The organism is Tardiphaga sp. 839_C3_N1_4, assembly GCF_051811045.1.
Lineage (GTDB): Bacteria > Pseudomonadota > Alphaproteobacteria > Rhizobiales > Xanthobacteraceae > Tardiphaga.
This window is the reverse complement of the sequence record NZ_JBPWQD010000001.1, coordinates 406,699-431,650: the sequence shown is the minus strand read 5'-3', so window position 1 is coordinate 431,650 and position 24,952 is coordinate 406,699. Positions and strand designations below refer to the sequence as shown.

The window sequence follows — 24,952 nt, the reverse complement described above, 5'->3', positions numbered from 1 at the left end:
CCAACATAACGGATTTCCCGCGCTTGCGCGAATTCCTCATCGCCCGCCGGAATGCCGCAATTCAGTGCGTCGCCAGCGCGGGGGCGCGGGTGTGACGTCGATCATGCGAAAGCTTGCGCGCCGCCGACTGCACCTTCTCGAACGCCCGCTGCTCGATCTGGCGGATCCGCTCGCGCGACAGCCCATAGTGCTGCGCGAGGTCTTCGAGCGTGTCCGGCTCGTCGGCGAGATAACGCGCTTCGAAGATGTGCCGCTCGCGCGCATTGAGCACATCGATCGCGCGCACCAGAACCTGACGCCGATGATCGATTTCGTCCTGCTCGACCGTTACCATTTCTGGCGTGGGCGCCTCGTCGATCAGATAGTCCTGCCACTCGGCGGCGCCCTCGTCATCGTGCACCAGCCCGTTGAGCGAAGCATCACCGCCGAGCCGACGGTTCATGTCAACGACGTCCTTCTCAGTCACGCCCAGATCGGCGGCTATTAGGGTCACCTGGTCGGGCCGCAAGTCGCCGCCTCCCAGTGCCGAAATCCTGCTCTTGGCCGAACGTAGCTTGAAGAACAATTTCTTCTGACTCGCGGTGGTGCCGATCTTCACCAGCGACCATGAGCGCAGGATGTAGTCCTGGATCGCTGCGCGGATCCACCATACTGCATAGGTGGAGAAGCGGAATCCCTTGTCCGGGTCGAACCCGTCAAGGGCCTGCAACAGGCCGAGATTGGCCTCTGAAGTGATTTCCGACAGCGGCAGGCCGTAACCACGATAGTTCATGGCCATCTTGGCGGCGAGGCGTAAGTGGCTGGTGACAAGTTGCTCTGCTGCGGTACGGTCGCCGTGATCGCGCCAACGTATCGCCAGCACGTATTCCTGCTCACGTTCGAGCATCGCAAAACGCCGGATATCGGTTAGGTAATTCAGGGCGGCGCCGGCTGCCGCGGGCGACCGCAGCCCGATCGGAGCCGCCAGACCAGGCGCCGGTGTGGAATACTCTGTCGACGTTCCATCGGTATTCATGTCGGCCGCTCCGCTACGATTGATCTGTTGCTGATCGATGTCCGGGGCCGATGTCACGGCCTTTGCGGACGATCCTGAAGAGATAGCGGTGGCGGTCGCGGGAACCATTAAATTACAGGTTAAGGATGTAAATTCGAATTCAGGTTCGGCTTGCGGCACGAACGAGGCCGGCGTGACGTGGCTTCCGCAACGTCACGCCGGCGATGCCTTGCAGGCCGGTTCGTCAGCTGCAGCCGGCGACCCAGGGATAATGGTTGGGATGCAGCGGGCCGTAAACATACGGACAGCCGTAGCCGTAGTCATCGTAATAGCCCGGGAAGCCGAAGCCACGACCGGTATGTCTGACGAGGTGATGCCCAGCCAAGGCGTGCGATCCGAATCCGCCTCCTGCGAAACGCTGGCCACCTATTCCGCCGAGACGCTCGCCGCCGATTCCAGCCACATGACCGGCGGCGACGCCGGATCCGAAGCCGCCCATGTGACCACCACCGAAGCCGCCGCCAAAGCCGCCCATATGGCCGCCACCGCCGCCGAAACCACCGCCGTGGCCGCCACCTCCGCCGCCGCCGCGTGCATCAGCGGCGGTGGCCAGCAGGCTCAATGCCAGCGCAGCCGTTGCGAATACCTTGAATGTACGTCCTTTCATGATCTCATCCTTTCCATCGATGCCGCTGTTGGCGTGAACGTCCATCTGACGTCGAGGCAACAGCGTGATCTACGAAACATGGTGAGCGGACACGGCGAGACGATTAAAATGCCCTTTAGACAGATCACCTTTCCGGCAATGGACAGGCGATCTCCGCGACGCAGCCGGGACCGGTCGACAGCGTCAACCGGAATCCATGCAGCTTGACGATCGCGGAAACCAGGCTGAGGCCAAGACCGGTGCCAACAGTCCTGCGACTCTTGTCGGAGCGATAGAACCGCCGCAGCACTGCTTCACGCTCGTCTTCTCCAATGCCGGGTCCGGTGTCCGATATTCTGATAATGACATCGCTGGGCCCTCGCACGAGAGCCAGCTGGACGCTTCCATGGGGCGGCGTGAACTTCACCGCGTTATCCACCAGATTGATGACGGCCTCCTGCAGCAGATCGCGATCGCATCGGACAATGGCATCGTCGTCGACATCGACGCGCAGGCTGACCTGCTTGTCTTCGGCGATCGGTTCGTAGAGGTCGCAGGCCTCACGCAGCAAACCCGCCAGCACGACGTCACCGAATCCTCTGCGGTCGCCATAATGTTCGATCTCTTGGATACGCAGCAGGCTGGTGATAATGGTAAGCACTTCGTCAACGCCAGCGATCGCGCGGTCGGCGACCGCCTGCAGGTCCGCGACCGTCGTGGCATTGGCGCGGCCGCGCTCGAGGCCAACGCGGACACGGGTCAGCGGCGTGCGCAGATCGTGCGCGATCTCGTTGCCGGTCCCTGCCATTTCGGTGACCAGCACCTCGATCTCGTCGAGCATACCGTTGGCGATGATGGCCAGCTTGTCGAAGGGGTGGTCGAGGTTGGCCGTCGGAAGTCGCTCGCGCAAGTCGGCATCGATAATGCGCCTGACCTGTGCATGGAGTTCATCGACACGACGCTGCACCCGCAGGCTGAGCACGCCACCGATCGCGAGGCTGAGGGCGCCCGCCACCGGCAGACCGAGCAGCAGGGCGCGGCCGATCGCCGCCGCCAATTCCTTGAGTTCGCCGCTATGGCGCGCGATGACCAACACTTGGCCGTCAGGCAAGCGACGACCGATGGCGCGCACGGACATCGATTCCGGCTTGTGCGGATCGATCCTGACCACCTGAGTCGCATGAATCTGCGCGTCGATCGCCAGTTGCGGCGGGATATCGCGCAGATTGCCGGCGATCCGTTTTCCGTCAGCTGTGAACAGACCGGCCAACCGGGTCCGGCGCGGATCGGACGCCAGGCGGTCCTCGATGGCGATGACCCTGCGCTCTGGCACGTCCGAAGCGATCGCCTCGCTCGCCTCCGCGATCGAAACGTCCATGTCGGCCCGCATCGAGCTGCCAGCCTCCCAGTACACGAAGGCTGAGAACAAGAGAATGCAGAGCGCGATCGCAATGGACGTCCACCGGAACGTCGTCGTGCGGACGAAATCAGGAAGGCGCACGAAGAATAAATCCTGCGCCGCGGACATTGTGGATCATTGGCGGATCGCCCGGCGTGTCTACCTTGTGCCGTAGCCGCCCCATATGGACATCGACAAGATTAGTGTCCGGGACGAATTTATAGTTCCAGACCTCCTCCAGCAGCATCGCCCGCGTCAGCAGCTGCTCGTTCCGCTGCATCATGTATTCGAGAAGGCGGAATTCCCGCGGCAGCAATTCGATCTCCCGCTCGCCACGTCGCGCGGTGCGCTCGATCAGGTCGAGTTCGAGCGGCCCCACCCGCAACATGGTTTCCCGCGTTTCGATCGGACGGCGTAACAGGGCCTCGATCCTCGCCACGAGTTCGACGATCGCAAAAGGCTTGGTCAGATAGTCATCGCCGCCCATACGTAATCCGCGGACGCGATCATCGACCGCTCCAAGCGCGCTCAAGATCAGTACGGGCGTGCGAATCTGGTCATGCCGCAGCGCCTCGACGATGGTGAGTCCGTCCATTCCCGGTAACATGCGATCGACGACCATCAAGTCCGGCTTGATGGAGCGGGCCTTGTCGAGTCCCTCGATGCCGCTCGCGGCGTGTTCGACCTCGAAGCCGCGCTGCGTCAGTTCGGCCACGAGTTCCTCGGCGGTCTCACTGTCGTCCTCGATCAGCAAAATCTTGGTCATCTGGAGTATCTCGGGCACCGTTTGATCTGAAGACACGATAAGGTGCGACCGCGCCGTAGCGTAACGTAAAACGTCGTCATTTTGTCGAAACTCGGTCATTTCGTCCATCCGATCGGTGCAAACCTCGCCGCTGCGACAGATACCGAGGATCCCGGGATCGGGTACGGCGTTGCTCCGGCGTCGGTATGCCGTGTCGCCATGATCTGCCGGGCTAGGCGGCGGAGCTTTTCCTCGTGTCCGTAGCAAAGCACGGCCTGCGCCATGTCGATTACGTCCGGTCCTCGCGATACCAGTTCTGCAAACACATCCTGATCCCTGTCCGCCATCGGCCGAAGATTGATATCAGCGACCATCTTGTCGGTCGCAGAACAGCTGTTGAGAGCGAACGGACTCGCTCCAATGAAAGCGGCCGCAGTGGGCGGGCGACGCTCAATCGCTGCCGGTTGAAACGGCGGCGACTTGTGCGGCGGGCGCGCCACCGCAAATGCGGTTGCGGCAAGTAACAGCGACACCCCTAGCGAGATCGCACCTTGTCGAACGAACGACGTCAGAATTCCAACCATCGACCCACCTGCGAACGGCGCTTACTGATGCAGCAGCCATCGGAACGCGCCCAGCCGGACGGCAAACCAATGGCCACAACATCTTCGGAAGGCTTGTGTTCTTCAATTAAATACGAATTTAACCTGCGACGCACTGACGTCCCATGCGCAACGATTGCCGGCCAGACACCTGCCATCGCCCCCGCCAGAACCGACCGAAGCAGAGCTTCGGTCGGTTCTTAAATCGCAATTTAATCGCTCCGCGGACTTTCTTCGCTATCTCGACCTTCATCGGCCGGCGCTCATTTCGGCGGAGGCATACGGAGGGATTCCCTTGCCAGCAGTTTATATCAATCGTGTCGCAACGGCTGTGCCGCCTTACGACGTCCATGATGCCTTTCGCCGCTTCGCACGGTCGACGCTCCATCTGGCCAACCCGCGTCAGGCGCGACTGTTCGAACGCATGGCCGACAAGTCCGGCATCGAGCACCGCTTCTCGTGCCTTACGCCGAGCAATCGGCCGGAAGGCGACCATTTCGATGCCGGCGGCTTCTATGCCCGTAGTGATTTTCCCGATACGGCGACGCGGATGGAGCAATATGAGCGACACGCGCCCGAACTGGCGCAAGCCGCCGTCGATCGCCTGCGTCTCGGAGCAGATCGTGACCGCATCACACACCTGATCGTCACCAGTTGCACCGGCTTCTCCGCGCCCGGCGTCGACCTAGATCTCATCGCGCGTTGCGAGCTTCCGACGACGGTCGAACGCACCGTGATCGGCTTCATGGGCTGCTACGCCGCCATCAACGCGCTGAAGCTGGCCTATCACATCGTCCGCTCCGAGGCGTCGGCGCGCGTACTGATTGTCAACCTCGAACTCTGTACGCTGCATCTCAAGGAAACCGCCGATCTCGAGCAGATGCTCTCGTTCCTGCTGTTCGCCGACGGTTGCGCGGCAAGCCTTGTGAGCGCCGAACCGTCTGGCATCGCGCTCGACAGTTTCCGCGCAATGCTGGTCCCCGATACCCACGATCTGATCACATGGAACATCCGCGACGCCGGCTTCGACATGGTGTTGTCGGGACGCGTTCCGGCCGTCATCCAGGACGGCCTACGGCGGAGCGCCGATGAGATCCTGGCCGGGGCGCCCGCGGCGTCGATCGACCTGTGGGCGGTGCATCCCGGCGGCCGGACCGTTCTCGACGCCGTGGAGCGAGCATTCGCGCTGGCGCCGACCGCGCTGGCGGTGTCGCGCGACGTGCTGCGCCGTTATGGAAACATGTCGTCGGCGACGGTCATGTTCGTGATCGAGCGGCTAATGCGTTCGGGCGCACGTGGTCGCAGCGGGTGCGCAATGTCGTTCGGGCCCGGACTGATCGCGGAAACCATGCTTTTTCGAACCGCGGCCTGACCCCATGAGCACATTCAGCACCACCCACGCTGCAGCGACGGACCTGTCGCAGCGAAGTACCGAAGCCGAATGGCTGGACAGCGCCGACGCAAGTCCGGAAGAGCTCGAACTTGTGCTGCGCGACCTCGCCCGCTTCAACGGCGCGATGCTCGGGCACCGAGCGGTGATTGCCTGGCTGGACGCCGCCATCCAGCGAATACCTGAAGGCACCGAGCTCACGCTCGTCGATGTCGGTTGCGGCTATGGCGACCTGCTCCGAGCGATCCGCAGCTGGGCCGCCGGGCGCGGCCGGCAGATCAAGCTGATCGGGCTCGATCTCAATCGCGAGACGGTCCGCATCGCGCAGTCGGCGACAGGAAACGATCTCAATATCGAATATCAGGTGATGGACATCTTCAATTTCATCCCACCCTCCCCCATCGACTTCGTCGTCAGCAGCTTGCTCACGCATCATATGTCCGACGAGATGATCGTAACGTTCCTGCGCTGGATGGAGAGGAACGCGCGGCGCGGCTGGATGATCTACGACCTGCAGCGCCACCGGGTGCCGTTCCATTTCATCGGCCTGATGGGCTGGCTGACGCGGCTGCATCCCATTGTCATTCACGACGGCCGGATCTCAGTTGCGAGAGCCCTTACCCGCGCGGAATGGACAGCACGGTTACGCGATGCCGGGATCGCGCCGCGCGCGGTGCGCCTGCGATGGTTCCTGTTCCGCTTCGTGATCGGACGTGTGCGATGATCCAGGTCGAGACGATCGTCATCGGCGGCGGGCCGGCCGGCAGCGCGGTGGCCTGCGGTCTGGCCGGTCATGGCCACGACGTCATGCTGATCGAGCGCACGGCGACCTCCCAGCACAAAGTGTGTGGCGAATTCCTCAGCGTCGAGACACAGCTGCTGTTGCAACGGCTGGGCGTCGATCCGCTGGCGCTCGGCGCGGTGACGGTCGATGAGGTGGCGCTGTATTCCTCGCGACGCAGCGTGACCTCGGCACTACCGTTTCACGGGCTGTCGCTGTCGCGCTATCGTCTCGACGCCGCGCTGCTGCGACACGCACATTTCAGCGGCGCACGCCTGCATCGCGACGTGACGGTGAAAACGGCGAGACGCGATGGACCCGGCTGGCTGGTCGTGTGCGACAACGGCCATACGGTGAGTTGCCGGAACCTCGTACTGGCCACCGGTAAGCTGGGTCTGCGCGGCATCGACGACACGCGCGACGGCTCGCAGGTCGGGTTGAAAATGCACCTGCGGCCTAGTCCGGACATTCGCCGAGCGCTCGAGGGCCGGGTCGAGCTTTACTTTCTGGAGGCCAGTTATATCGGCCTCGAACTGGTCGAAGACGGTATCGCCAACCTCTGCATGGTGCTGCCGGGTGAAACCATGAGCCAGTTCGGATCCGGCTGGCCTGCGCTGCGCAACCATGTGGCGGCGACGCTTCCCGCACTCGCACAGCGGCTGGCAGACGCCGAGCCGCTGTGGGAGAAGCCGAAGGCCGTGGTCTGTCCCAGCGGCGGACATCTTCATCGCGAGCGAAACGCTGCAGCCTATCGGGTCGGCGACCGTCTCGCCCACATCCCGCCCTTCACCGGCGACGGCCTTGCCATCGCCCTTGGATCGGCCGCGCTGGCAGTCGCGCATATCCGAGAGGGCCTTTCACCTGATGTGTATCTGGCGGCCGCGCGAAAACTCACGGCCGGTCCGATCCGGCTGGCGAGCATCGTCTCCTGCCTTGCCGGGCATCGCATCAGCCGAAACCTGATGTTCGCCGCGGCCACGCGCGGCCCGGGCCTGATCGGCTCGATCGTCCGCCGCACCCGATTAACCCGCGCGATGGATGGCCTTGACCCTGCCGTGCTGCCTGTCCCGCCGCTCGTAAGCCCATGACGACCCTGCGCACCGAACTGCCCCTCGCGGACACCCGGACATGGCTCGGCTTTGTCCTGATGTGTCTTGGGATGTTCATGGCGATCCTCGACATTCAGGTGGTCGCAACATCGCTACCGACCATTCAGAATGCCCTCGCCATCTCCCCGGAGACGATGAGCTGGGTCCAGACCTGCTATTTGATTGCCGAGATCATAGCCATTCCCCTTACAGGCTGGCTGACGCATGTGCTCTCAATGCGCTGGCTGTTTGCCGCAGCCCTCGCGCTGTTCACGCTGGCGTCGATCGGCTGCGCCGCGAGCGGCACCTTCGCCGCCCTCGTGTCGTTTCGTGTGCTGCAGGGATTCACAGGCGGCACGCTCATCCCGGCGGTGTTCGCTGCGGTCTTCCTGCTGTTCCCGCCGCGCAGCCAAGGTATTGCCACGACGATCGCCGGCATTGTGGCGGTGCTGGCGCCGACGGTCGGACCTGTGGTCGGCGGCTGGATCACGCAGACCTGGTCCTGGCACTGGCTGTTCCTGATCAATGTCGTTCCCGGGCTGATCGCCTGCCTTATGGCGCCTCCTCTGCTGCCCCGGCAGCAGCTGAACTTTGGCGACGTTGCGGAAATCGATTGGCGGTCGCTGGTTCTGATGGCGACGTCGCTGACCACTCTGGAGATCGGACTGAAGCAATCCCCCCATGATGGCTGGGTATCGATTACCTGCACGGGCCTGTTCACAATCAGCGCGCTCTGCGGCGGCCTGTTCGTCCGACGCACGTTGCGCGCTGCCCATCCTGTCGTCCAGCTTGGCCCGTTCCGAAACCGCTCGTTCGCGATCGGATGCGCGTTGAGCTTTTGCCTGGGCGTGGGCTTGTACGGCTCGGTCTATCTCATCCCGGTTTTTCTGGCTTACGTCAGGGGTCACGACGCCCTGCAGATTGGTTCGACGATGCTGGTGACCGGCGCCGCGCAACTGGCGATGTCACCCATCGCCGTCGCGCTGGAACGGCGGCTCAATGCGCGCTGGCTGACCGCCGCAGGTTTTGCGGTGTTTGGTATCGGACTCGCCCTCAGCATGTTTCAGACACGCGACACCGATTTCAATCAGATGTTCTGGCCACAAATCGTTCGCGGCATCGCCATCATGTTCTGCCTGTTGCCACCGACCCGCCTAGCGTTGGGCTCGCTACCGGAAGCACAGGTGTCGGCAGCGAGCGGCCTGTTCAACCTGATGCGCAATCTGGGCGGCGCGATCGGCATCGCGCTGATTGGCACCATCCTATATAGCCGCGCCCACATCTACGCCGATGCGTTGCAGATGCGGTTGCTATCGGGAGACCCCACGGCGGCAACGGCCATTGGCCTCGATCCCGCATTGCTGACAAGCGGTCTCTCCGGCCCACCCACTCCCGCCATGGAAGCCCTGGTCGGCCTATGATCGAAAAGACGGCCTTTGTCTGGAGTGTGAACGATGCCTGGGCAATGCTGGCAGCAACGGCGCTGCTTGCCGTGCTGCTGGTGCCATTCGCATGGGGCAGGCGCGAACAGTAGTTCAGCCCGGGCGAGCGGCGCTGCCGCCGCCATCCCGAGAAGCGATAGACGCGCTTCTCGGCGCCCCTTTTCAAGATGATCTCGTTTTCCGCACGAGAGATTTTATTGACCGGGCTGTGCCGCTCGCGAAGGCGCTTAGTACCGGGCACGCCACCCGTCAGGCGTTCGCTCATAACTACCGCGGAAATCGATGTTCTCCACGCAGTTGGCGTGCATGTCGGCCGCGGCCTGCAGACATTCCTGATAATCATAGTAGCCGCAGATCTGCGGTGCGCCCCCTGGACCATTGGATGAGCCTGGCAACAGACAGAACGGCGATGCGTCACGGTGCAGTGGCGTAGCTTCGGCGGGTTGCGATCTCAGCGCTGCAAACGAGAGCACGACGGCAACGGCAAAGGCCGCAGTGAGATACCTGGGTTGTCGATCGAAAATCATCATCCATCTCCATCTGCTGTGAACCTCAAAGCGTGCCGCTCGCGGTCCCGCAGTCGCATCGATCGGGAAATCGCGATTGCAAAGCCTGCAAGATGGGCAGCCGAGGGCTACGTTTCCGAGATCATCGTGCGCTGGAAATTCAAGATTTTCTTCGCACAGGTCCCATACCAAAGAGATAGGAAATCCTATGTATTTCCCGAATAAATACGTGTTTAACTTTCGAAAGCGCTCGGAGCGACCCCGATCGACGTTCCGAATGAAGGTCTGACTGACAGCGGGAAATCGGCCTCTCGAATTTTCCGCAAGGTTTCAAAGAGGGTGCCATCATCTTCGGCACAAAGCAGCGATTCACGCTGAAAAAAGGTAACAAGTGCGGATGGAGATTCTGCACTTGATCAAGGCAGACCAGGTCGAAGCACTCCTTGCCCGTCACTTACTGACTCACGCCTTCCCCCGTGCAAACTTGAGGGTGTATCGAGGCAGGTCGGATCACACCTACATTTTCACACCACGGCGCGATGCTAACGGATATGAACGTGGTTGTTGTCCGCGATCGCCTTCGCGCCCTCTCTCGCAAGATCGCGTGCGATCAGTCCGCCGAGATTCTTTGCGCCGCCGGCGCCCTCTCTCATTACTTTTTCCACAAGAACAAGGGAGCAAAGCGCCCTAGTGCTGCATGTCGGCTAGTTCGTCCACCAAAACACGAACATTCTCGCTGTAGTCCACCGGCACCACTACGAGGTGAAGGCCGCCGGCCGCGAAGGCCTTCTCCAGTGTGGGTGCCAGGCCGCCCTCCTCGGTCACGCGATGACCCTGGGCACCGTAGGACTGCGCGTAAGCGACAAAATCCGGTTTGCCGAAGGCTAGGCGCCGCATCGGCGAAACCGTCAACGGCCTGCTTCCACCTGATCATCCCGTACACGCAATCCTCGATTGCGAGCATGACGAGATCGAGCTTCAGACACTGCACAGTCTCCAGCGAACGCAGCGTGACGGCCGCCCCCGACCTGTTGAGTCAACGCGCTAGCGCCCGACCCGTGAGCATGGTATTGAGGCGATCTTCAGATAAGGCGATCGCCGACTCGGAAGGCATTTGCCTTGCGGACTTTCTCACTCACCCTCGCCACATCACGCACATAGATCGTATTGAATTTATCCATGCCCATTGTCGGCTCCAGTACGCGCGTGAACCCATCGTACTTCGCTGTAACGAAACCATTCCTGAGAATCGTCTCATGCATCGCGCGATCGTCGAGATTGTAGTCCGAGGCCAGCCCAAGCGTCTCAACGATGATGATCTCAAGCTTGGGATCAGCAAGAATCCGTTTCGCTCCCGCGATTACCGCGGGTTCAAATCCCTCCACATCGATAACCAGCATGTTCGGCGTCTCCGGGAACACCTCGTCAAGTGCCCGGACGGGAATTGACAGCCCGGAGCCATCCAGGACGATCCGGTCATTTCCCCCGCGATCGGTGGAGAAATTTAGATCGGAAGCTTCCTTCCCCGCCCCCATATTAAGCGTGGTCACGAGGTTCGATACCTCGTTGATCGCCACATTGTCGCGCAGAGCTTTGAAGGTCGACGGCACCGGTTCCATGGCGATCACGCGTGCTTTTGCTACGCTGCTTGCCGCAATCGAGAGTGCACCGATATTGGCGCCGACATCTCCCAAAAGATCGCCTTCTCTAAGGAAGTGAAGCGCGAGCGAGACTTCTTCGACCTCAGGCAAGCCGAAGTAATAGTTCACCGCAGCACCCGGCATCTGTTTGGATATAATAAGCCGAGATTCTCCGACGAAGGGTAAAACGATGGGCTGTTGAATGGCGCGGCTGGCAACCTGCCATCGCATGAACCTTAAGAACGTGCGACGTTTATTCTCGCGCGCCAGCGGATGGCGGTTTGCGAAGCGCGACAGATGGTAGAGATCGGCCAGATTTCCCATAAAGCATGCCTTCTGAAGATTGCCTGATACCAAACATGGACTGCAGTGCAGGATATTGAGGGAGCAAATAGCGACGCCCATCCCTCGGAAGCTGTAAAACTCCGGAAGTATTTCCAACTTTAATCTAATCGTCAGTTCCGCAGCATTTGCCTCAGCCGCCAACGAGGACCGAACAGCTATTATCGGTACTTGTCTACAGCAATCGCGGGGAGTTCTGATTAACGTAAATGGTTTCTAGGAGACCGCCATCACTCACCTAGAGCCTCCCAACGATCGCGGACAGTCTGCTGTATCAGGCGCGACAAGACAGGGACGCAGACTTCAATTTGACGGCGCCCCTGTGGGTAACGCTTCAACGACGGGGCTCTCCGCAGGCTGCGCCGGCGCTCCGCCAAATCTCGCCTTGAAGGATGATAGCGGGCTCTCGAGAGCAAAATACGAGAGAACAGAAAGTGCAAGGGTAATGGCGAAGGCGAGGACAACCTGCGCCAGTGGCGCTTTATTGCCGCTTAGCGCACCATCGTTCAGGCCCAAAAAGAACAACACCGGGAGATGGACAACGTACATCGCGTAGGAGATGTGGCCAAAGCCGCGCAAGATCGGCATCGACAGAAACGCGGTCAGCCCACGCTTCACGACACCATCGTCGAAAACCATCGTACTGACGAACGATACACTGATCATCGCGTAGGCCGCTAGAGCCAATGTCCAATACGCCGCTTGGGAGGTGATGATGTCAGTGCTCCGGCCTACCCGATCGGCAATCAGCAGCAAGATCGCGACCGCCAGAAACAGCACGCAATGCCATCCACGCAGCAAGCGCTTTTCAAACTCGCGAACCGCCAACCAACCGCCAAGCGATAGTGACAGCATGCGCGTAAAGATCGACATATAAACGAGATCGCCGGACAAAACATTATCTCGGCTGCCATAAATTGCAGCGATCACGAGGCCGCTGACGATTGCAAGAGCCGGAATCACGCGCCCCGTAACAACGCTCAACAGACGCTGCGGCACCAACAGGACCAACAGCGGCCAGAAGAAATAAAACTGCTCCTCGACGGAGAGCGACCAGGTTTGCTCGAGCGGATGCGGCGCAGGATGAAACGGGTGGTAAAAATTAAATGTGTAGGTAAGCAGACTGAGCGTATCCCACGGCCCAAAATGAAAAACGAAGTAGCAAGAGACCACGGCAATGTAATAGACCGGAACAATTCGCAGGGCGCGGCGAGCGTAAAAATTAAAGAACGAAATGCGGCCGGTCTTGGCGCGTTCCCGCAGCAATAGCCGGGTAATAAAGAAGCCACTGACGGCGAAGAAAATGTCCAGCACCACATAAGCTGCCCGGGGCGCCTGATTGAGCTTCCAGGCCATGTTATACATGTCACTGTCAACCACTTGCGGTAAGTGGCTGAAGACGACAACTAGCACTGCCACGCCACGAAAGCCGTCAAAAGCCGGAAATTTTTCCAACCGTTGAGAGCTGACCTCTGGGTCAGACATAATGGCCCTCCTCCACAAGATCGATAGGGTCAAGCTTCTTCCGATCGTACGCAGATAGACGACATGAACACGTTTCCATGACACTCCTCGGGCTCGAGGTTTCTATGAATTTAGAAAGGCTCAACTTGATTCCGAGCCACGTTCCGACTGGAGCCTATAGGCGCGCCCTTTTGTTAGTTAGAATAGGTAATTCGGACTTGCCCTTGGCCACCAATACCACCGAGGCTGGATATATCGGCGCCATCGCCGCCGCCACCACCGCCGGGGGTGCCGCCGTTACCACAGCGCAAGCTGTTAACGCCGCCGCCACCACCACCGCCATTCGGGCTAGACACACCGTCGCCATCAGGCACACCGCCAGCCCCCCCACCCGGCGAGCTGCCGCCAGCTCCCGTATTATCATTGTGACCCGCATTGCCTGCGCCAGCCGCTGACGCCGCGCCACCGCCGCCTGCGCCGTATGCCCCGAAGGTGGTGTTCGGCCCGCCATTGCCGCCGCTGAATTTCATTGTCCCGACGCAATTTGTAGCGGACCCGCCGGCTGCCACTGTATTGTTGGTTAAAACTCCGCCCTTTCCTCCCACGGCAGATACGCTACTCGCCGAACTGAAGAAGGTCGTGCCCCCTGCTCCACCGGGGCTTGAACCGTTATTGCCTCCGCCCGCGCCGCCAGCTCCTATTTTATAGGGAATGCTGGCGCCCGGTGTGACAGTAAAATTGGCGATCGCAGCATATGCGCCACCACCGCCGCCGTTTCCACCACCGTTCCCGGTCACCATGGCGCCGCCGCCACCGCCGCCAGTGCACTCGACCAGCGAAAGCTTTGTGACGCCTGCCGGAACGGTCCATGAGGTACCGTTCGTCAGAACAACAACAGTTGGCGCGTTGTTAGTGACGTGGACCAGCATGGGATATCCACGGACGGCAACAGCGGCCGTTAACCCAGTCTGGGGAGCAGACGTCACGCCGGTCATGACATCGGTGATGGTATAGGTTGAATTCGTTGAAAACGTAATCGTCCAGTTTTCCGCGATTGGAGTCAGATCTCCGCCATTCGTCGCGTTCCACCACTGAAGCGTATTATTGCAGGCGATCACGTAGGATCCGTCTGACTTGGAGAATGCCAGGGTCGCCCCCCAAGTCGATGTATTCTTCCCCGACACTGTAAAACTCGGGATCATGCTCGGATCACTTTGTGCGGTATCCGCTAGAACGCTCGTAAAATTATGCACGTAGTCGGCAGCGACTTTTTTGCTCCAATCGCCGCGGTAAAAGCCCCAGCGCACCACAGTACTATCACTCAAGTCGTTTGAGTCGTCATTGATCTCATACTGATAGAGCCTGAGGGCATTAAAATACTTTGCCCAAAAGTAATTACTGACAAGTGCTACGCCTTGCGCACGTTCGCTTACCTTCAGGCCGCCAGTTGCCACCAACGCCGTGTTATTTCCGCTTTCGGTTATGACGACTCTCTTTCCCGGCATAGCATATCGACCCCAGTTGGGGATCGATACTTGATAACAACCGGAGTTGGGTGGATTGCCATTTGAAATAGCGCCGTGCGGGTCGCCAAGACTGAGGCCATCAAGGCCTTCGGACGAGTAACTGTGGAAGTTCATCAGATCATAGTAGGCCGTATGATCGGTCAGTCCGGAAGTCGCATAGGTCGCTTCGACACCATCGGCGCCATTTGGCCCCGTCACCGCGCTAGTGGGCGGCAATATGAGGACGCCTGTAAACGCCGTACTACTGTTCTTCAAACTCTGAAATGCGACGCCCCAGTCCGTCCAGATTTGATTGTAAGCCGTGTTGCCTGGCGGATAGAGACTTCCGGAGGGGCTGTACGTCGTTTGATTGTTCGGCTCGTTCGGGCCTTCCATGGCAGCCAGAGCACCAAGCTGTGCGAGGTTGAGCAGGATAATCTTCATATCGCTCGCCGTGCCGTCACCCCAGTAGGGCGGTCCACCTGCGTCAACTACGAAATCTATTTTAATGTTTGGAATTGAGTTTCGGATTGTTAGGAAATTCTGATAGTCGCTCGGCGCATTTGGATAGGCAGTGCCAGCATTCTCGTTTGGATTTGCATCCAAGCCGGCGTTGCGGATGTGATGAATGCCGAGATATTGCAGCGCGCTGATCAGCTCGATCTCACCATCCCTATTTGGCAGATCCGCGGCCGTTGTCCCTCCGATTTGATAAGCGATGTTTGTATTTGTCCCCATGCTGTCGATCATGTCGAAAGCGCTTAAGGACGTTACTGTTGCATATGGAAGCGGTGTGGAGGCAGGCATGTCACGTCCCTTTAGAAAGTTTTTATTTTAGAGCGTGATCATCCCGCATTGAGCATCTTCACGATCGCGGATCATCGCTTCATTCTGCAATGAGAGGTAGTCGTATGGCTTCGTCAAGAGCGCGGCAGGCATGCAGCTCTCAATCGGACGGCGCGGTGAATAACCGATAAAGAATTGTAGTACCGGCATTAGATTTTATCAGATCGACACAAATCGGCGGCGGCGGCACAATCTTTGCCAAGCGTCAACGCACAAATGCGTGCGTGAACTGTTACCAGTTTGATCGACACCAATTTACGTGTCTCACAAAGATGGAGGCGGATCATGCAGAGACGAAGGTCAGCAGTGAATTCAAGATCGATGCTTTCCTACTGCTATGCTGCTGCTGACTAAGTCGATGCTAGTTGGAAACGATTCACTTGCTGTCATGACCCGCAATTTCTTTGCAAGCACGCTGCCTAGTGGCTTCAGTTTTAAGGCAGCTTCGTAGTCACGAACTGCATTCTCTGTCTAGTCTATCCGTTCAAGATGGAGACCGCGCCATTTCAACGCGTTGGAGAAGGCAGGAGTGAATTTGAGCGCAGCAGTGAAGTCCTTTATGGCGGCTCGACAGGTTTTCAGGCTGAGATAGGCATAGCCGCACCCGACCTGAAGCAGCACCAGATCATCCTGACTGAGATGTCCCTGGGATATCGCTTTGTCATAATCCTCGACTGCTCGCTGAGAGAGGTGAGGCACTGCAAAGCAGTCGAGAAACGTTAGCGGCGCAAGAGAGATCCCGAGGGAAACTTGGAAGCCTGACGGTGCTGTTCGCGGGATGGCGGTGACGAAGGCGCCGCGAGCACGTCGCACAAGGCGTTCGTTAGTCGCGCGCGCGCCGCCGAATGGGTGAAATCGTGGTCGGCATCAGGGATTATCGAAACCGAAGCCTTCGGATAGCGGCGTAGCCGCGTGCCCCTTCTTCCCATATACGTGCGGAATTCGCCCAGCGCGTGATCTCCTTCCGAAAATAACATCGCTAGACGAACGCCGCGACTTTCGAGAATTTGGAAACGGCGATGACCCTCGCTGTAGAGCTTCTGGCCGGCCCGGCCCGGGATGTGGCTGGCTATCAATGAGACAGTTCGAACAAGGCGTTTGGAGAAAAAGATAAGCGGAGCTTTGACGCGCAAATTGCCTGACAGAAGTCGTCTCAGGCTTCGCTTGCTAAATAACATCGCAACAGACCCGCCGATGGTCCGATGGGCCGATAACAAGGCTTCAGCAACGGTTTCCCGTGGGTCCCAGACAAAACGCATGATATTGATAACGACGACATTGCGAACGCGCACATCTTGCACCGCTGCCTGGAATGCGGCGTAAGCACCACTGCAGCGTCCGACCAAGGCGATCGGGCCAGCATCGAGCTTCTCTACATAGTCGATCGCGTGACGCAGGTCAGCAGTCTGCTCTTCCGAATAAAGTACTTCGGGCGGCGCGCCTGCCGACGCCGCACTGTCGCCTATACCGCCAGCGTCGATTCTCAACGAAGCGATCCCGCGCTCCGCGAGGGCCCGCGCCTGTTCTACTGCCGCGCGACCCCAACCGATGTGATAGTCGCGCCCCGAATTAGCGAGCACTGCGATAGCTGAAGGCCTTCGACCTAGCGGCAAACACAGGACTCCGAAGAGCCGCTCGTCTGGCCCAAACCGAACCGGTAACTCGTCATAGTGAGGTCCGGCGATTGACCGCGCGGGCCCTACCACTTTGGCAGAACAGTCGGCGCCCGCGGTTGGAGAATGCCCGAGATTGCCGATCCATGACACGATGCGTGCCAGCGTGCCGAGCTGTGGACCAGCCAAACTTGGATTTTGCAGGATATTTTCATACCCCTCGTAGTCGATGGACGAAACATCGGCTCCGAGCATCTTCAGGTGGTTGCCGATTGAGCTGTCGCGGGACATTTGACTGCGCTCGACCAAAAGGATCCGCGCGGCGGGAGGCTCACTTGTCCGAGTAAGATCGATAGTTTTGATGACTGCGGCACGGCCGCTTGCCAGAGGAATACCAGCGACGCTGTAGCCGTTGTCGGAAGGGTCGGGCCCGATACCCATCCGGTCGGTCAACATGCGCGACCAGGCCTGAAGTTCACGAAGATAGGCGCGGCCTTTGACGACCGGCGCCATCAGGACCGTTGCTGCGACGTCCGGTAATTCGGTTGCGAGTTGGACGGCCAGACTCGCGCCAAGGCCTTGTCCGACCAGAATGAGTTCGATGCCGGGATTGTATTCCCGCAAGAATGCAACGCACTGACGAGCAGCAACAAACCAGTCAGAGATGCCTTCGGGGTCGCCGGCGAGATCGATAGCATCTGCCGTGCCGGGATAATCGAATCTGAGGCATGCATGACCTGCCGCCGCAATGTACTCGGCCAAAGCACTCCATGTGGCGCGGGTACACAACTCCTCATATCCGATCGGTGCGAGCAACAGCACCGCCTTGCGTCCGCAGCGGTCAATGCAGCCCGTGTGATAAAAGCCGCCGAAAGTATCGAACGTTACAGGTGCGCCATATCGGGATGTCATGATCTTGAAACTATCACAGTTTGCCGAATCCAATTCGTCAGCCGAATGGCGTCAGCATATCGATATTTTCGCTGCTTAGCAGCCGCCCTTGCCGGATGCCCATTTCTTAACTCAGGCACGACGAAGGTGTCATTCGATATCGCGTTCCATCATTAACGTGTGCTCGGTGCAGTACGTCGCCGCACATAGTTAGCAATTTGCTAATCATGGTGCACTATCTCGTGCGATCGACTTGAAGCCGCTGATCCTGCCATCAGCGCCGTTGCTCAAAAGCACCCGACTGATAGTCGCGACCGCAGCAACCCGCGCCAGGATTGACGAAAGCGTCTATTTTGCGTGATTGCATCTTCATTTTGTTAATCTTGACGCCGGAACGGTCTGTTGCATTTGAAGCTTATTACGATTCTCTCTACCTTTGATTGGTATCTGGTCCATATCACTATGAGCCGCTCGCATCCCCTGGCGAAGCGATGGACTTTTTTTGTAGCGTTGGAGAAACTTCATGCGTGACCGTGTCCGCACCATTGTCGGATCGCTGAACCTACTTCCCGTTCCAGTCGATGGCTTATCCGACCAGGACAATCTGTTCGATGCGGGCATGACATCGTTCGGTTCAGTTCAGCTGATGATGGCCATCGAGGAAGAATTCGATATCGAATTTCCCAACAGTCTGCTGACTCGCAAGACATTTGCGACGCTTGGTGGGTTGATTGCTGCTGTCGACCAGCTCGTCTCTGAGAAAGTCTAGGGTCATGATCCCGAACGCGGTGAAGCAAGGCATTGACGTGCCCGAAGCCGTGTCCTGGCGTGACGCGATGCGGCGGGTTGCCATCGAGGTTGCTTCGCCAAATGCCGCTCTTGCGGACCTAACCGCGACGTTTCCAGCGCAGACATTCGAAGCTCTTCGTCGTAACAAGATGCTCGGCTTGATGGTACCTAGAAGCCTTGGTGGCCAGGAATTGGAATTGCGCAAGATTGCCAATCTTTGCGCGATTCTCGCGGGCGCGTGCGGCGCCAGCGGCATGATTTACGCCATGCATCAGATCAAGCTATCGAGCCTGGTCGCCCATGGGATGCAAACCGAATATCATCGTGCCCTCATGCGCGATGTAGCTGTCAAGCAGCTACTGATCGCGTCGTCTACCACGGAGGCTGGTATCGGCGGCGATCTGCGGGTATCGAATTGTGCGATCGAGACGACGGGTGATCGGGTTTCGCTGACAAAGCAGGCAAGTGTCCTGTCTTATGCCGCGGAAGCCGATATCATCATGGCGACCGCGCGGCGCGGTCCGGCGTCGATCGGGTCCGATCAGGTCCTGATCGCGCTGCGGCGTGGTGACTATCAACTTCAGCGCACCGCTGAGTGGAATACGCTCGGCATGCGCGCCACCTGCTCCGAGGGTTTCCTGCTGACGGCAACAGCCGGAGCCGATCAGATCTTTCCGAAGCCGTTCCACGAGATCGCGGTGCAATCCATGCTGGCCACCGCGCATGTGCTGTGGGCGAGCGTCTGGTTCGGGATCGCGACCGATGCTTTGTCGCGCGCGCAAGCCTCGGTTCGAGCAACGGCGCGGCGCGTGCCGTCCGATTTCGCGGGGCCACTCCCAGGCGCGGCTCGACTAGCCGAGGCCACCGCCAAATTGCAGGCGTTCAAGTCCACGCTCGTCGCCCATATTGAGCGGTTCGAGACTGCGAAGCGCAATGAAGACGATCTCAGCTCGATCAATTTCGCGATCGAAATGAACAATCTCAAGGTCATGGCTTCGACCATGGCCGTCGACATCGTACGTGAAGCACTGATGGTGACGGGCATCGCCGGCTATCGCAACGACGGTCCATTCTCGGTCGGTCGCCATCTCAGGGATGTGCTGTCGGCGCCGCTGATGGTGGCTAACGATCGCATCCTCGCCAACACCGCTGGCCTAGTGGTCGCGAGCCGATTTGACTCAGACCTGGAGTAATGGTGATGAACGCGCCTGTTAAAGCCGTGCAAAGTCCGGAAGCATTTCTCGACGCCCTGTTCGACGAGTCGATCCTGATCAAGACCGGCGTCGATGGCCTCTATGGCCGCGCCGGTGTGTTCGAAGAGGTCATCGACGGGTTCGAAGCCGCGGTGACGAAAATAGCCGTCGGCGATCAGGCGACGCGGATTCATTTTCCGCCGGGCATGCCGCGCAAGAATCTTGTGAAAGCCGGTTACCTGAAGAGCTTTCCGCAATTGGCCGGCTGCGTCCACTCTTTCATGGGCGATAACGCCGACCATACCAAGCTCATCGGCATGATCGAGCGAGGCGAAGACTGGACCGAGATGCAGGATGCGACGGAAGTCGCGCTGACGCCGGCTGCCTGCTACCCGCTGTATCCCACTGTCGCGGCGGAAGGTCCGGTGCCGGAAGGCGGTCGGCTGTTCGATCTCAAGTCATACTGCTTCCGCCATGAGCCCTCGAAGGATCCTGCGCGGATGCAGCTGTTCCGGATGCGCGAATTCGTCCGCATCGGCACGGCCGACGAAGTGACATCTTTCCGGTCCACCTGGCTCGAGCGCGGCGAAAAGCTTATCGCTTCGTTGGGCCTGCCTTGCGTTGTCGATGTGGCCAACGATCCGTTCTTCGGGCGCACTGGCCGCGTCATGGCGTCGAGTCAGCGCGACCAGGGTCTGAAATTTGAGTTGCTAATCCCAGTCGCGAGCGATGAAGATCCAACGGCGTGTCTGTCGTTCAACTATCACCAGAACCATTTCGGCAGCCTGTGGGGCATGCATTTCGCGGACGGTGAGGTCGCGCACTCCGCCTGCGTCGGCTTCGGCCTGGAGCGGACGGCGCTGGCGCTGTTCCGTCACCACGGCACCAAGGTCGACGCGTGGCCCGCGGATGTCCGCCGCGTGCTGTGGGGCTAGGCCTTGCAAACCGCCTGCGCCATCGATGGACTGGATCCGGCAACCTATGTGCGTCACGGGCTGCATGATCCCGCACGCAACTGGCCCGAGACGAACTGCTACGTCGATCTGCTGATCGAAGTTCTGGCCCGGCGCGGGCATGATCCCCGGGCGGCGCTGGCTTTCACGGTCGCGCAAGATTACGAGGGCGACCAGTTCACGTTTTTCAAGATTCCGGCCGCCGATCTCGCGCTGCTGTACGGCATCGAGATTCTGGAGCTTGCGATCTTCGATCATCTGGAAGATCACGCGCGCGTGCAGTTGACGCGGGGCCGTCTGCCGCTGATCGAGGTCGATTCTTACTACCTGCCGGATACCCGCGGCATCACCTATCGTCACAGTCACAGCAAAACGACCATCGGCGTCAACGTCCTGGATTCGGTCGACCGCCGGCTCGATTACTTTCACAATGGCGGATACTTCCGCCTCGAAGGCGAAGACTTCGAGGGGCTGTTGCGGCCCGCGCGTGACAACGGCCAGCCGCTTTTCCCTTACGTCGAATTCATCAAGTTCGGTCCGGCGTCTTCTGCCCATAAGCAGATCGAAATGTCTCGCACCTTGCTGGCGCAACATCTGCGTCGTCGTCCGGCGCGGAATCCATTTACCGCATGGGGCGACGTGATCGGTGCCGACATCGGCCGGCTGATGGGACGGCCTCCCGAGTGGTTTCACACCTACGCTTTCAGTACATTACGTCAGGCCGGTGCGAATTTCGAATTGCTCGCGACCTATCTGGCGTGGTTGCAGGAGCACGGTGAGCCGGCGCTGGAGCGCGCCAGGCTGGCCGCGGAGGCGATCGCCGGCGGCACCAAGATCATGCAGTTTCAATTCGCCCGCGCCTCGGCCCGCGGCAAGGTTCCGGATGTGGCGGATGCCATCCGCCAGCTCGCGACCGACTACGATATCGCTCTCGACAGCCTCATGAACGGCTTCGCGACTCGCGGCGCCGCGGCATGATTTCTCTGTGACCTGATCGGCCTGTTGATTGCCATGACCGACATCCGCGCCATGACGGGACGCAAGGTTCAGCCGCTCGACACCGGCTGGGAACTGGCGCTGTCGCTCCCTCACGCATGGCAGGAGCCCAGCGGTTTGAGTGAAGCCGTCTGGTTGCCCGCGATCATCCCTGGCACAGCCGCCGGCGCGCTGCGGACCCTCGGGCAATGGAGTTTCGATGACCCTCAGCCGCTGCACAACAAGGACGTCTGGTACCGGGTCCAAATCAGTGGACGCGGCAAGCGCAAGCTGCGGTTCGAGGGGCTCGCGACATTCGCCGAGGTTTTCCTCGATGGCAGGCTCATCCTGACCGGGAGCTCGATGTTCGAGCCGTATGAGGCCGAGATTGTGCTCGGCGGTGAGCATTGGATGCATATCGCCTTCAGGAGCCTCCGCGGCGTGCTGGCAGGAACGAAAGGCCCTCGGCCACGCTGGAAGACGATGATGATCGAAGAGCCACGGCTGCGGTTCCTGCGCACCACGCTGATCGGGCACATGCCCGGATGGTGCCCGCCCGTCGATGTGGCCGGCCCATACCGGTCTGTGCTGCTGATCGAAGAGGGAATTGTTCGCGCCGACAATGTCGATCTGCGCAGCCGGCTCGACGACACCGAAGGCGTTCTGACGCTCGCGCTCGATCTGTCGGGAGTGCCGGAAGGCGTGACGCCGGTCCTGCACTGCGCTGGGGCGGAGGTGCAGCTGAGACCGCTCGACATCGAAGCGCCGCCCGCCGGTGCGGCGCGCTGGCAGGGCACACTGCGGATCCCCGATGTGGAGCTGTGGTGGCCTCACACCCATGGTAGCCCGACGCTCCATGCGGTGACCATCGACATCGGTACCGTCCGGATCGATTTGGGAGAGGTTGGATTTCGCCGGATCGCGGTCGACCGCGGGCCGGATGAAAAGGGCTTCGCCCTGCACGTCAACGGCGTCCGCATTTTCTGCCGCGGCGCATGTTGGACGCCGATCGACGTGGTGAGCCTGCAGGCATCTGACGCCGATTACGCGCGGGACCTTGGCCTGGTGCAAAGTGCTGGCCTCAACATGGTCCGTCTCAGCGGGACCATGGTCTATGAGACCCCAAGTTTCCACCGCCTCTGCGACAGGCTCGGCATCATGGTCTGGCAGGACGTCATGATGGCCAATTTTGATTACCCGTCGGATGTGGCCTTTGCTGAAGTCATCCGCAGCGAAATCACGACGGTCGCTCGCCGGTTGAGCGCGTCCCCGTCACTGGTCGTGATGTGCGGTGGCAGTGAGGTTGGTCAGCAGGCTGCGATGATGGGCCTGCCGCGCCAGATGCGCGACGTACCGCTGGCGGAAACCGTCATTCCCGAAGTTTTGGCGGGCTGGTGTGACGTCGCCTATGTGCCGGGTTCGCCGTCCGGCGGCGTGCTGCCCTTCGTGGCTGAAGCGGGCCCGTCGCATTATTACGGCGTTGGCGCCTATTTGCGGCCCCTCGACGATGCGCGCCGCGCCAATGTCCGCTTCGCCTCCGAGTGTCTCGCTTTCGCCAACCTGCCGGACGATCGTCACTTCGCTGACCATCGGCTCGATCCTGCCAGCAATCCGGAACGCTGGCTCGCCGGCGTCCCGCGAGATGGCGGTGCATCTTGGGATTTCGACGATGTGCGCGAGCATTATCTTCAGGCGCTGTGGAACGAAGACGGCCGCAGCCTGCGCCCCAGCGAACCCGGGCGCTGGCGCCAGCTATCGCGCGCGATCACAGCCGAGGTCATCGAACGGACGATCGACGAATGGCGCCGCCCAGCCTCCGCCACCGCTGGCGCGCTGATATGGCTGTGGCGCGACCTGCAGCCCGGCGCAGGCTGGGGCCTGCTGGATTGCTACGGCCGCCCGAAATCGGCCTTCTACGCACTGCGCCGCGCCGCGCTGCCGCTTCGCTTGTCGATCACTGACGAAGGCACCAACGGGCTCTACCTGCATCTCGTTAACGACACGCCGCGGGCCGCCGCAGGCAAACTGACCTTGCGTTGCCTGAGAGACGGCAAGACGCCGGTGATCGAAGCGGTGCGCAATGTGACCATCGCACCGCATGCCGGGCTTTCAATCGGAGCGTTCGAAATGCTCGACCGGTTCTTCGACGCCGGTCACTGCTATCGCTTTGGGCCAGCGGCGCATGACACCGTGCATGCAACGTTCGCAGCCGAGGACTCCGATCAACCTCGAGAGGCCTTTCATTTTCTTTGCCCCCCGACGTCGGCGGTTGACCAGACGATTGGCGCGGTGCTTGGTGAAGACGACGCCGGTTTCTTTCTCGACCTGCAAGCCGTCACGGCGACGCGTTTTGTTGAAATCGCGGACAACAAATTCCTGCCCGACGACAACTATTTCCATTTAGCGTTCGGGCATCGCAAGATCGTGCGCTTGGCGCCGCGTGTGCATTCCGCCCACCATTTGCGCCCATCGGGGAGAGTTTCTGCGCTCACCCTGCTAACTGAAGTCGAATACTGACTTCGCATTGGTCCATTGGTATCGGCATCCAGTTCTCAGCCAAGAGGTTTCATCCGAAAATTTGTACCGCCAGCAGCCGCCAGGTGCTCCTTCAAGCCTCGACCGGCCGCGAGCTCGCCGAGCCTCGTGCCCAAATTGCCGAACCGGCCACTGCGCAGATAGCCGTCGGTTACAACGCATCGTCGGCGATGGCGCAGCGTTAAGAGCAAAGCGCCCTAGTGCTGCATGTCGGCTAGTTCGTCCACCAAAACACGAACATTCTCGCTGTAGTCCACCGGCACCACCACGAGGTAGAGGCCACCGGCCGCGAAGGCCTTCTCCAGTGTCGGTGCAAGACCGCCCGCCTCGGTCACGCGATGCCCTGGGCACCGTAGGACTGCGCGTAGGCGACGAAATCTGGATTGCCGAAGGTCATCCCCGCATCGGCAACCGTCGACGGCCTGCTTCCAGCTGATCATCCCGCAGGCGTGATCCTCGGGCCGTTGGTCGGGGATCAAAAACGGACGCTTCCGTCTCCTCTAAAAGGGAGAACAGAGCCTCCTTGGGGTGATTACACGTATATTCTGCTGTGCGGTTACAAGTGTTTTGTGTTAAGTGCTTGAACGTGAACAGGTTCCGGCTCCGCATCGTC

The 24,952-nt window shown here is 60.1% G+C and carries 18 protein-coding genes and 2 pseudogenes; 9 read left to right on the top strand and 11 right to left on the bottom strand.

Going from position 1 to position 24,952, the window contains the following annotated elements; all coding sequences use genetic code 11:
* Positions 1–61: 61 nt before the first annotated feature.
* The 4 genes from rpoH to AB8A38_RS02365 all read right to left on the bottom strand — a co-directional run bounded on the left by rpoH (position 62) and on the right by AB8A38_RS02365 (position 3,805).
* Positions 62–1,174: an RNA polymerase sigma factor RpoH gene (rpoH, locus tag AB8A38_RS02380; RefSeq protein ID WP_439084827.1), complete on the bottom strand. Its 1,113-nt coding sequence runs from the start codon at positions 1,172–1,174 to the stop codon at positions 62–64.
* A 64-nt stretch (positions 1,175–1,238) separates the two neighbouring features.
* Positions 1,239–1,661, bottom strand: coding sequence for a hypothetical protein (locus AB8A38_RS02375; RefSeq protein WP_439084826.1), 423 nt, complete (start codon positions 1,659–1,661; stop codon positions 1,239–1,241).
* A gap of 124 nt (positions 1,662–1,785) precedes the next feature.
* Complete coding sequence (locus AB8A38_RS02370; protein ID WP_439084825.1) at positions 1,786–3,168, bottom strand: ATP-binding protein; 1,383 nt, start codon at positions 3,166–3,168, stop codon at positions 1,786–1,788.
* On the bottom strand, positions 3,128–3,805 hold the full coding sequence (locus AB8A38_RS02365; protein WP_093760866.1) for a response regulator transcription factor: 678 nt from the start codon (positions 3,803–3,805) through the stop codon (positions 3,128–3,130). The genes AB8A38_RS02370 and AB8A38_RS02365 overlap by 41 nt, the downstream gene beginning before the upstream one ends.
* Before the next feature lie 876 nt (positions 3,806–4,681).
* On the opposite strand from AB8A38_RS02365, the gene AB8A38_RS02360 reads away from it, so the two are divergent.
* Genes AB8A38_RS02360 through AB8A38_RS02345 form a run of 4 tightly spaced genes read left to right on the top strand, consistent with a single transcriptional unit; the run spans position 4,682 to position 9,066 of the window.
* Entirely contained in the window at positions 4,682–5,758 is a 1,077-nt protein-coding gene (locus AB8A38_RS02360) for a type III polyketide synthase (RefSeq protein WP_439084824.1), read from the top strand.
* A 4-nt stretch (positions 5,759–5,762) separates the two neighbouring features.
* Positions 5,763–6,500, top strand: coding sequence for a methyltransferase domain-containing protein (locus AB8A38_RS02355; RefSeq protein ID WP_439084823.1), 738 nt, complete (start codon positions 5,763–5,765; stop codon positions 6,498–6,500).
* The gene (locus AB8A38_RS02350; protein ID WP_439084822.1) at positions 6,497–7,645 is read left to right on the top strand and encodes an NAD(P)/FAD-dependent oxidoreductase; all 1,149 of its coding nucleotides are present in this window, start codon (positions 6,497–6,499) and stop codon (positions 7,643–7,645) included. The genes AB8A38_RS02355 and AB8A38_RS02350 overlap by 4 nt, the downstream gene beginning before the upstream one ends.
* Entirely contained in the window at positions 7,642–9,066 is a 1,425-nt protein-coding gene (locus AB8A38_RS02345) for a DHA2 family efflux MFS transporter permease subunit (protein WP_439084821.1), read from the top strand. The genes AB8A38_RS02350 and AB8A38_RS02345 overlap by 4 nt, the downstream gene beginning before the upstream one ends.
* A gap of 248 nt (positions 9,067–9,314) precedes the next feature.
* On the opposite strand, the gene AB8A38_RS02340 is transcribed toward AB8A38_RS02345, so the two are convergent.
* The 6 genes and pseudogenes from AB8A38_RS02340 to AB8A38_RS02315 form a co-directional block, all read right to left on the bottom strand.
* A complete protein-coding gene (locus tag AB8A38_RS02340) occupies positions 9,315–9,614 on the bottom strand; it encodes a DUF3551 domain-containing protein (RefSeq protein WP_165826668.1) in 300 nt (99 codons plus the stop codon).
* 666 nt (positions 9,615–10,280) lie between these two features.
* Positions 10,281–10,617: pseudogene (locus tag AB8A38_RS02335) on the bottom strand (thiamine pyrophosphate-dependent enzyme); the annotation flags it as partial.
* A 58-nt stretch (positions 10,618–10,675) separates the two neighbouring features.
* Positions 10,676–11,557 (bottom strand): FkbM family methyltransferase, encoded by an 882-nt coding sequence (locus tag AB8A38_RS02330; protein ID WP_439084820.1) that lies wholly within the window; start codon positions 11,555–11,557, stop codon positions 10,676–10,678.
* Between the two features lie 321 nt (positions 11,558–11,878).
* Positions 11,879–13,060: an acyltransferase family protein gene (locus tag AB8A38_RS02325; protein WP_439084819.1), complete on the bottom strand. Its 1,182-nt coding sequence runs from the start codon at positions 13,058–13,060 to the stop codon at positions 11,879–11,881.
* 173 nt (positions 13,061–13,233) lie between these two features.
* Positions 13,234–15,294, bottom strand: coding sequence for a glycine-rich domain-containing protein (locus AB8A38_RS02320; protein WP_439084818.1), 2,061 nt, complete (start codon positions 15,292–15,294; stop codon positions 13,234–13,236).
* An 815-nt stretch (positions 15,295–16,109) separates the two neighbouring features.
* Positions 16,110–17,915: a serine aminopeptidase domain-containing protein gene (locus AB8A38_RS02315; RefSeq protein WP_439084817.1), complete on the bottom strand. Its 1,806-nt coding sequence runs from the start codon at positions 17,913–17,915 to the stop codon at positions 16,110–16,112.
* 502 nt (positions 17,916–18,417) lie between these two features.
* On the opposite strand from AB8A38_RS02315, the gene AB8A38_RS02310 reads away from it, so the two are divergent.
* Genes AB8A38_RS02310 through AB8A38_RS02290 form a run of 5 tightly spaced genes read left to right on the top strand, consistent with a single transcriptional unit; the run spans position 18,418 to position 24,321 of the window.
* On the top strand, positions 18,418–18,663 hold the full coding sequence (locus AB8A38_RS02310) for an acyl carrier protein (RefSeq protein ID WP_439084816.1): 246 nt from the start codon (positions 18,418–18,420) through the stop codon (positions 18,661–18,663).
* A 31-nt stretch (positions 18,664–18,694) separates the two neighbouring features.
* Complete coding sequence (locus AB8A38_RS02305; protein WP_439088450.1) at positions 18,695–19,876, top strand: acyl-CoA dehydrogenase family protein; 1,182 nt, start codon at positions 18,695–18,697, stop codon at positions 19,874–19,876.
* Between the two features lie 26 nt (positions 19,877–19,902).
* On the top strand, positions 19,903–20,811 hold the full coding sequence (locus AB8A38_RS02300; protein ID WP_439088449.1) for an amino acid--[acyl-carrier-protein] ligase: 909 nt from the start codon (positions 19,903–19,905) through the stop codon (positions 20,809–20,811).
* 3 nt (positions 20,812–20,814) lie between these two features.
* The gene (locus tag AB8A38_RS02295; RefSeq protein ID WP_439084815.1) at positions 20,815–21,807 is read left to right on the top strand and encodes a DUF1839 family protein; all 993 of its coding nucleotides are present in this window, start codon (positions 20,815–20,817) and stop codon (positions 21,805–21,807) included.
* Between the two features lie 33 nt (positions 21,808–21,840).
* Positions 21,841–24,321, top strand: coding sequence for a glycoside hydrolase family 2 protein (locus AB8A38_RS02290; RefSeq protein WP_439084814.1), 2,481 nt, complete (start codon positions 21,841–21,843; stop codon positions 24,319–24,321).
* Between the two features lie 215 nt (positions 24,322–24,536).
* Here AB8A38_RS02290 and AB8A38_RS02285 read toward each other — a convergent pair.
* Positions 24,537–24,797: pseudogene (locus tag AB8A38_RS02285) on the bottom strand (thiamine pyrophosphate-dependent enzyme); the annotation flags it as partial.
* Between the last annotated feature and the right edge of the window lie 155 nt (positions 24,798–24,952).

What these genes read in the sequence shown, in the direction of transcription:
- AB8A38_RS02375 (WP_439084826.1), bottom strand. Translation starts at nt 1,661, where the DNA reads ATGAAAGGACGTACATTCAAGGTATTCGCAACGGCTGCGCTGGCATTG.
- AB8A38_RS02370 (WP_439084825.1), bottom strand. Translation starts at nt 3,168, where the DNA reads ATGTCCGCGGCGCAGGATTTATTCTTCGTGCGCCTTCCTGATTTCGTC.
- AB8A38_RS02365 (WP_093760866.1), bottom strand. Translation starts at nt 3,805, where the DNA reads ATGACCAAGATTTTGCTGATCGAGGACGACAGTGAGACCGCCGAGGAA.
- AB8A38_RS02355 (WP_439084823.1), top strand. Translation starts at nt 5,763, where the DNA reads ATGAGCACATTCAGCACCACCCACGCTGCAGCGACGGACCTGTCGCAG.
- AB8A38_RS02350 (WP_439084822.1), top strand. Translation starts at nt 6,497, where the DNA reads ATGATCCAGGTCGAGACGATCGTCATCGGCGGCGGGCCGGCCGGCAGC.
- AB8A38_RS02345 (WP_439084821.1), top strand. Translation starts at nt 7,642, where the DNA reads ATGACGACCCTGCGCACCGAACTGCCCCTCGCGGACACCCGGACATGG.
- AB8A38_RS02340 (WP_165826668.1), bottom strand. Translation starts at nt 9,614, where the DNA reads ATGATTTTCGATCGACAACCCAGGTATCTCACTGCGGCCTTTGCCGTT.
- AB8A38_RS02330 (WP_439084820.1), bottom strand. Translation starts at nt 11,557, where the DNA reads ATGGGAAATCTGGCCGATCTCTACCATCTGTCGCGCTTCGCAAACCGC.
- AB8A38_RS02325 (WP_439084819.1), bottom strand. Translation starts at nt 13,060, where the DNA reads ATGTCTGACCCAGAGGTCAGCTCTCAACGGTTGGAAAAATTTCCGGCT.
- AB8A38_RS02320 (WP_439084818.1), bottom strand. Translation starts at nt 15,294, where the DNA reads ATGATCGACAGCATGGGGACAAATACAAACATCGCTTATCAAATCGGA.
- AB8A38_RS02315 (WP_439084817.1), bottom strand. Translation starts at nt 17,915, where the DNA reads ATGACATCCCGATATGGCGCACCTGTAACGTTCGATACTTTCGGCGGC.
- AB8A38_RS02310 (WP_439084816.1), top strand. Translation starts at nt 18,418, where the DNA reads ATGCGTGACCGTGTCCGCACCATTGTCGGATCGCTGAACCTACTTCCC.
- AB8A38_RS02290 (WP_439084814.1), top strand. Translation starts at nt 21,841, where the DNA reads ATGACCGACATCCGCGCCATGACGGGACGCAAGGTTCAGCCGCTCGAC.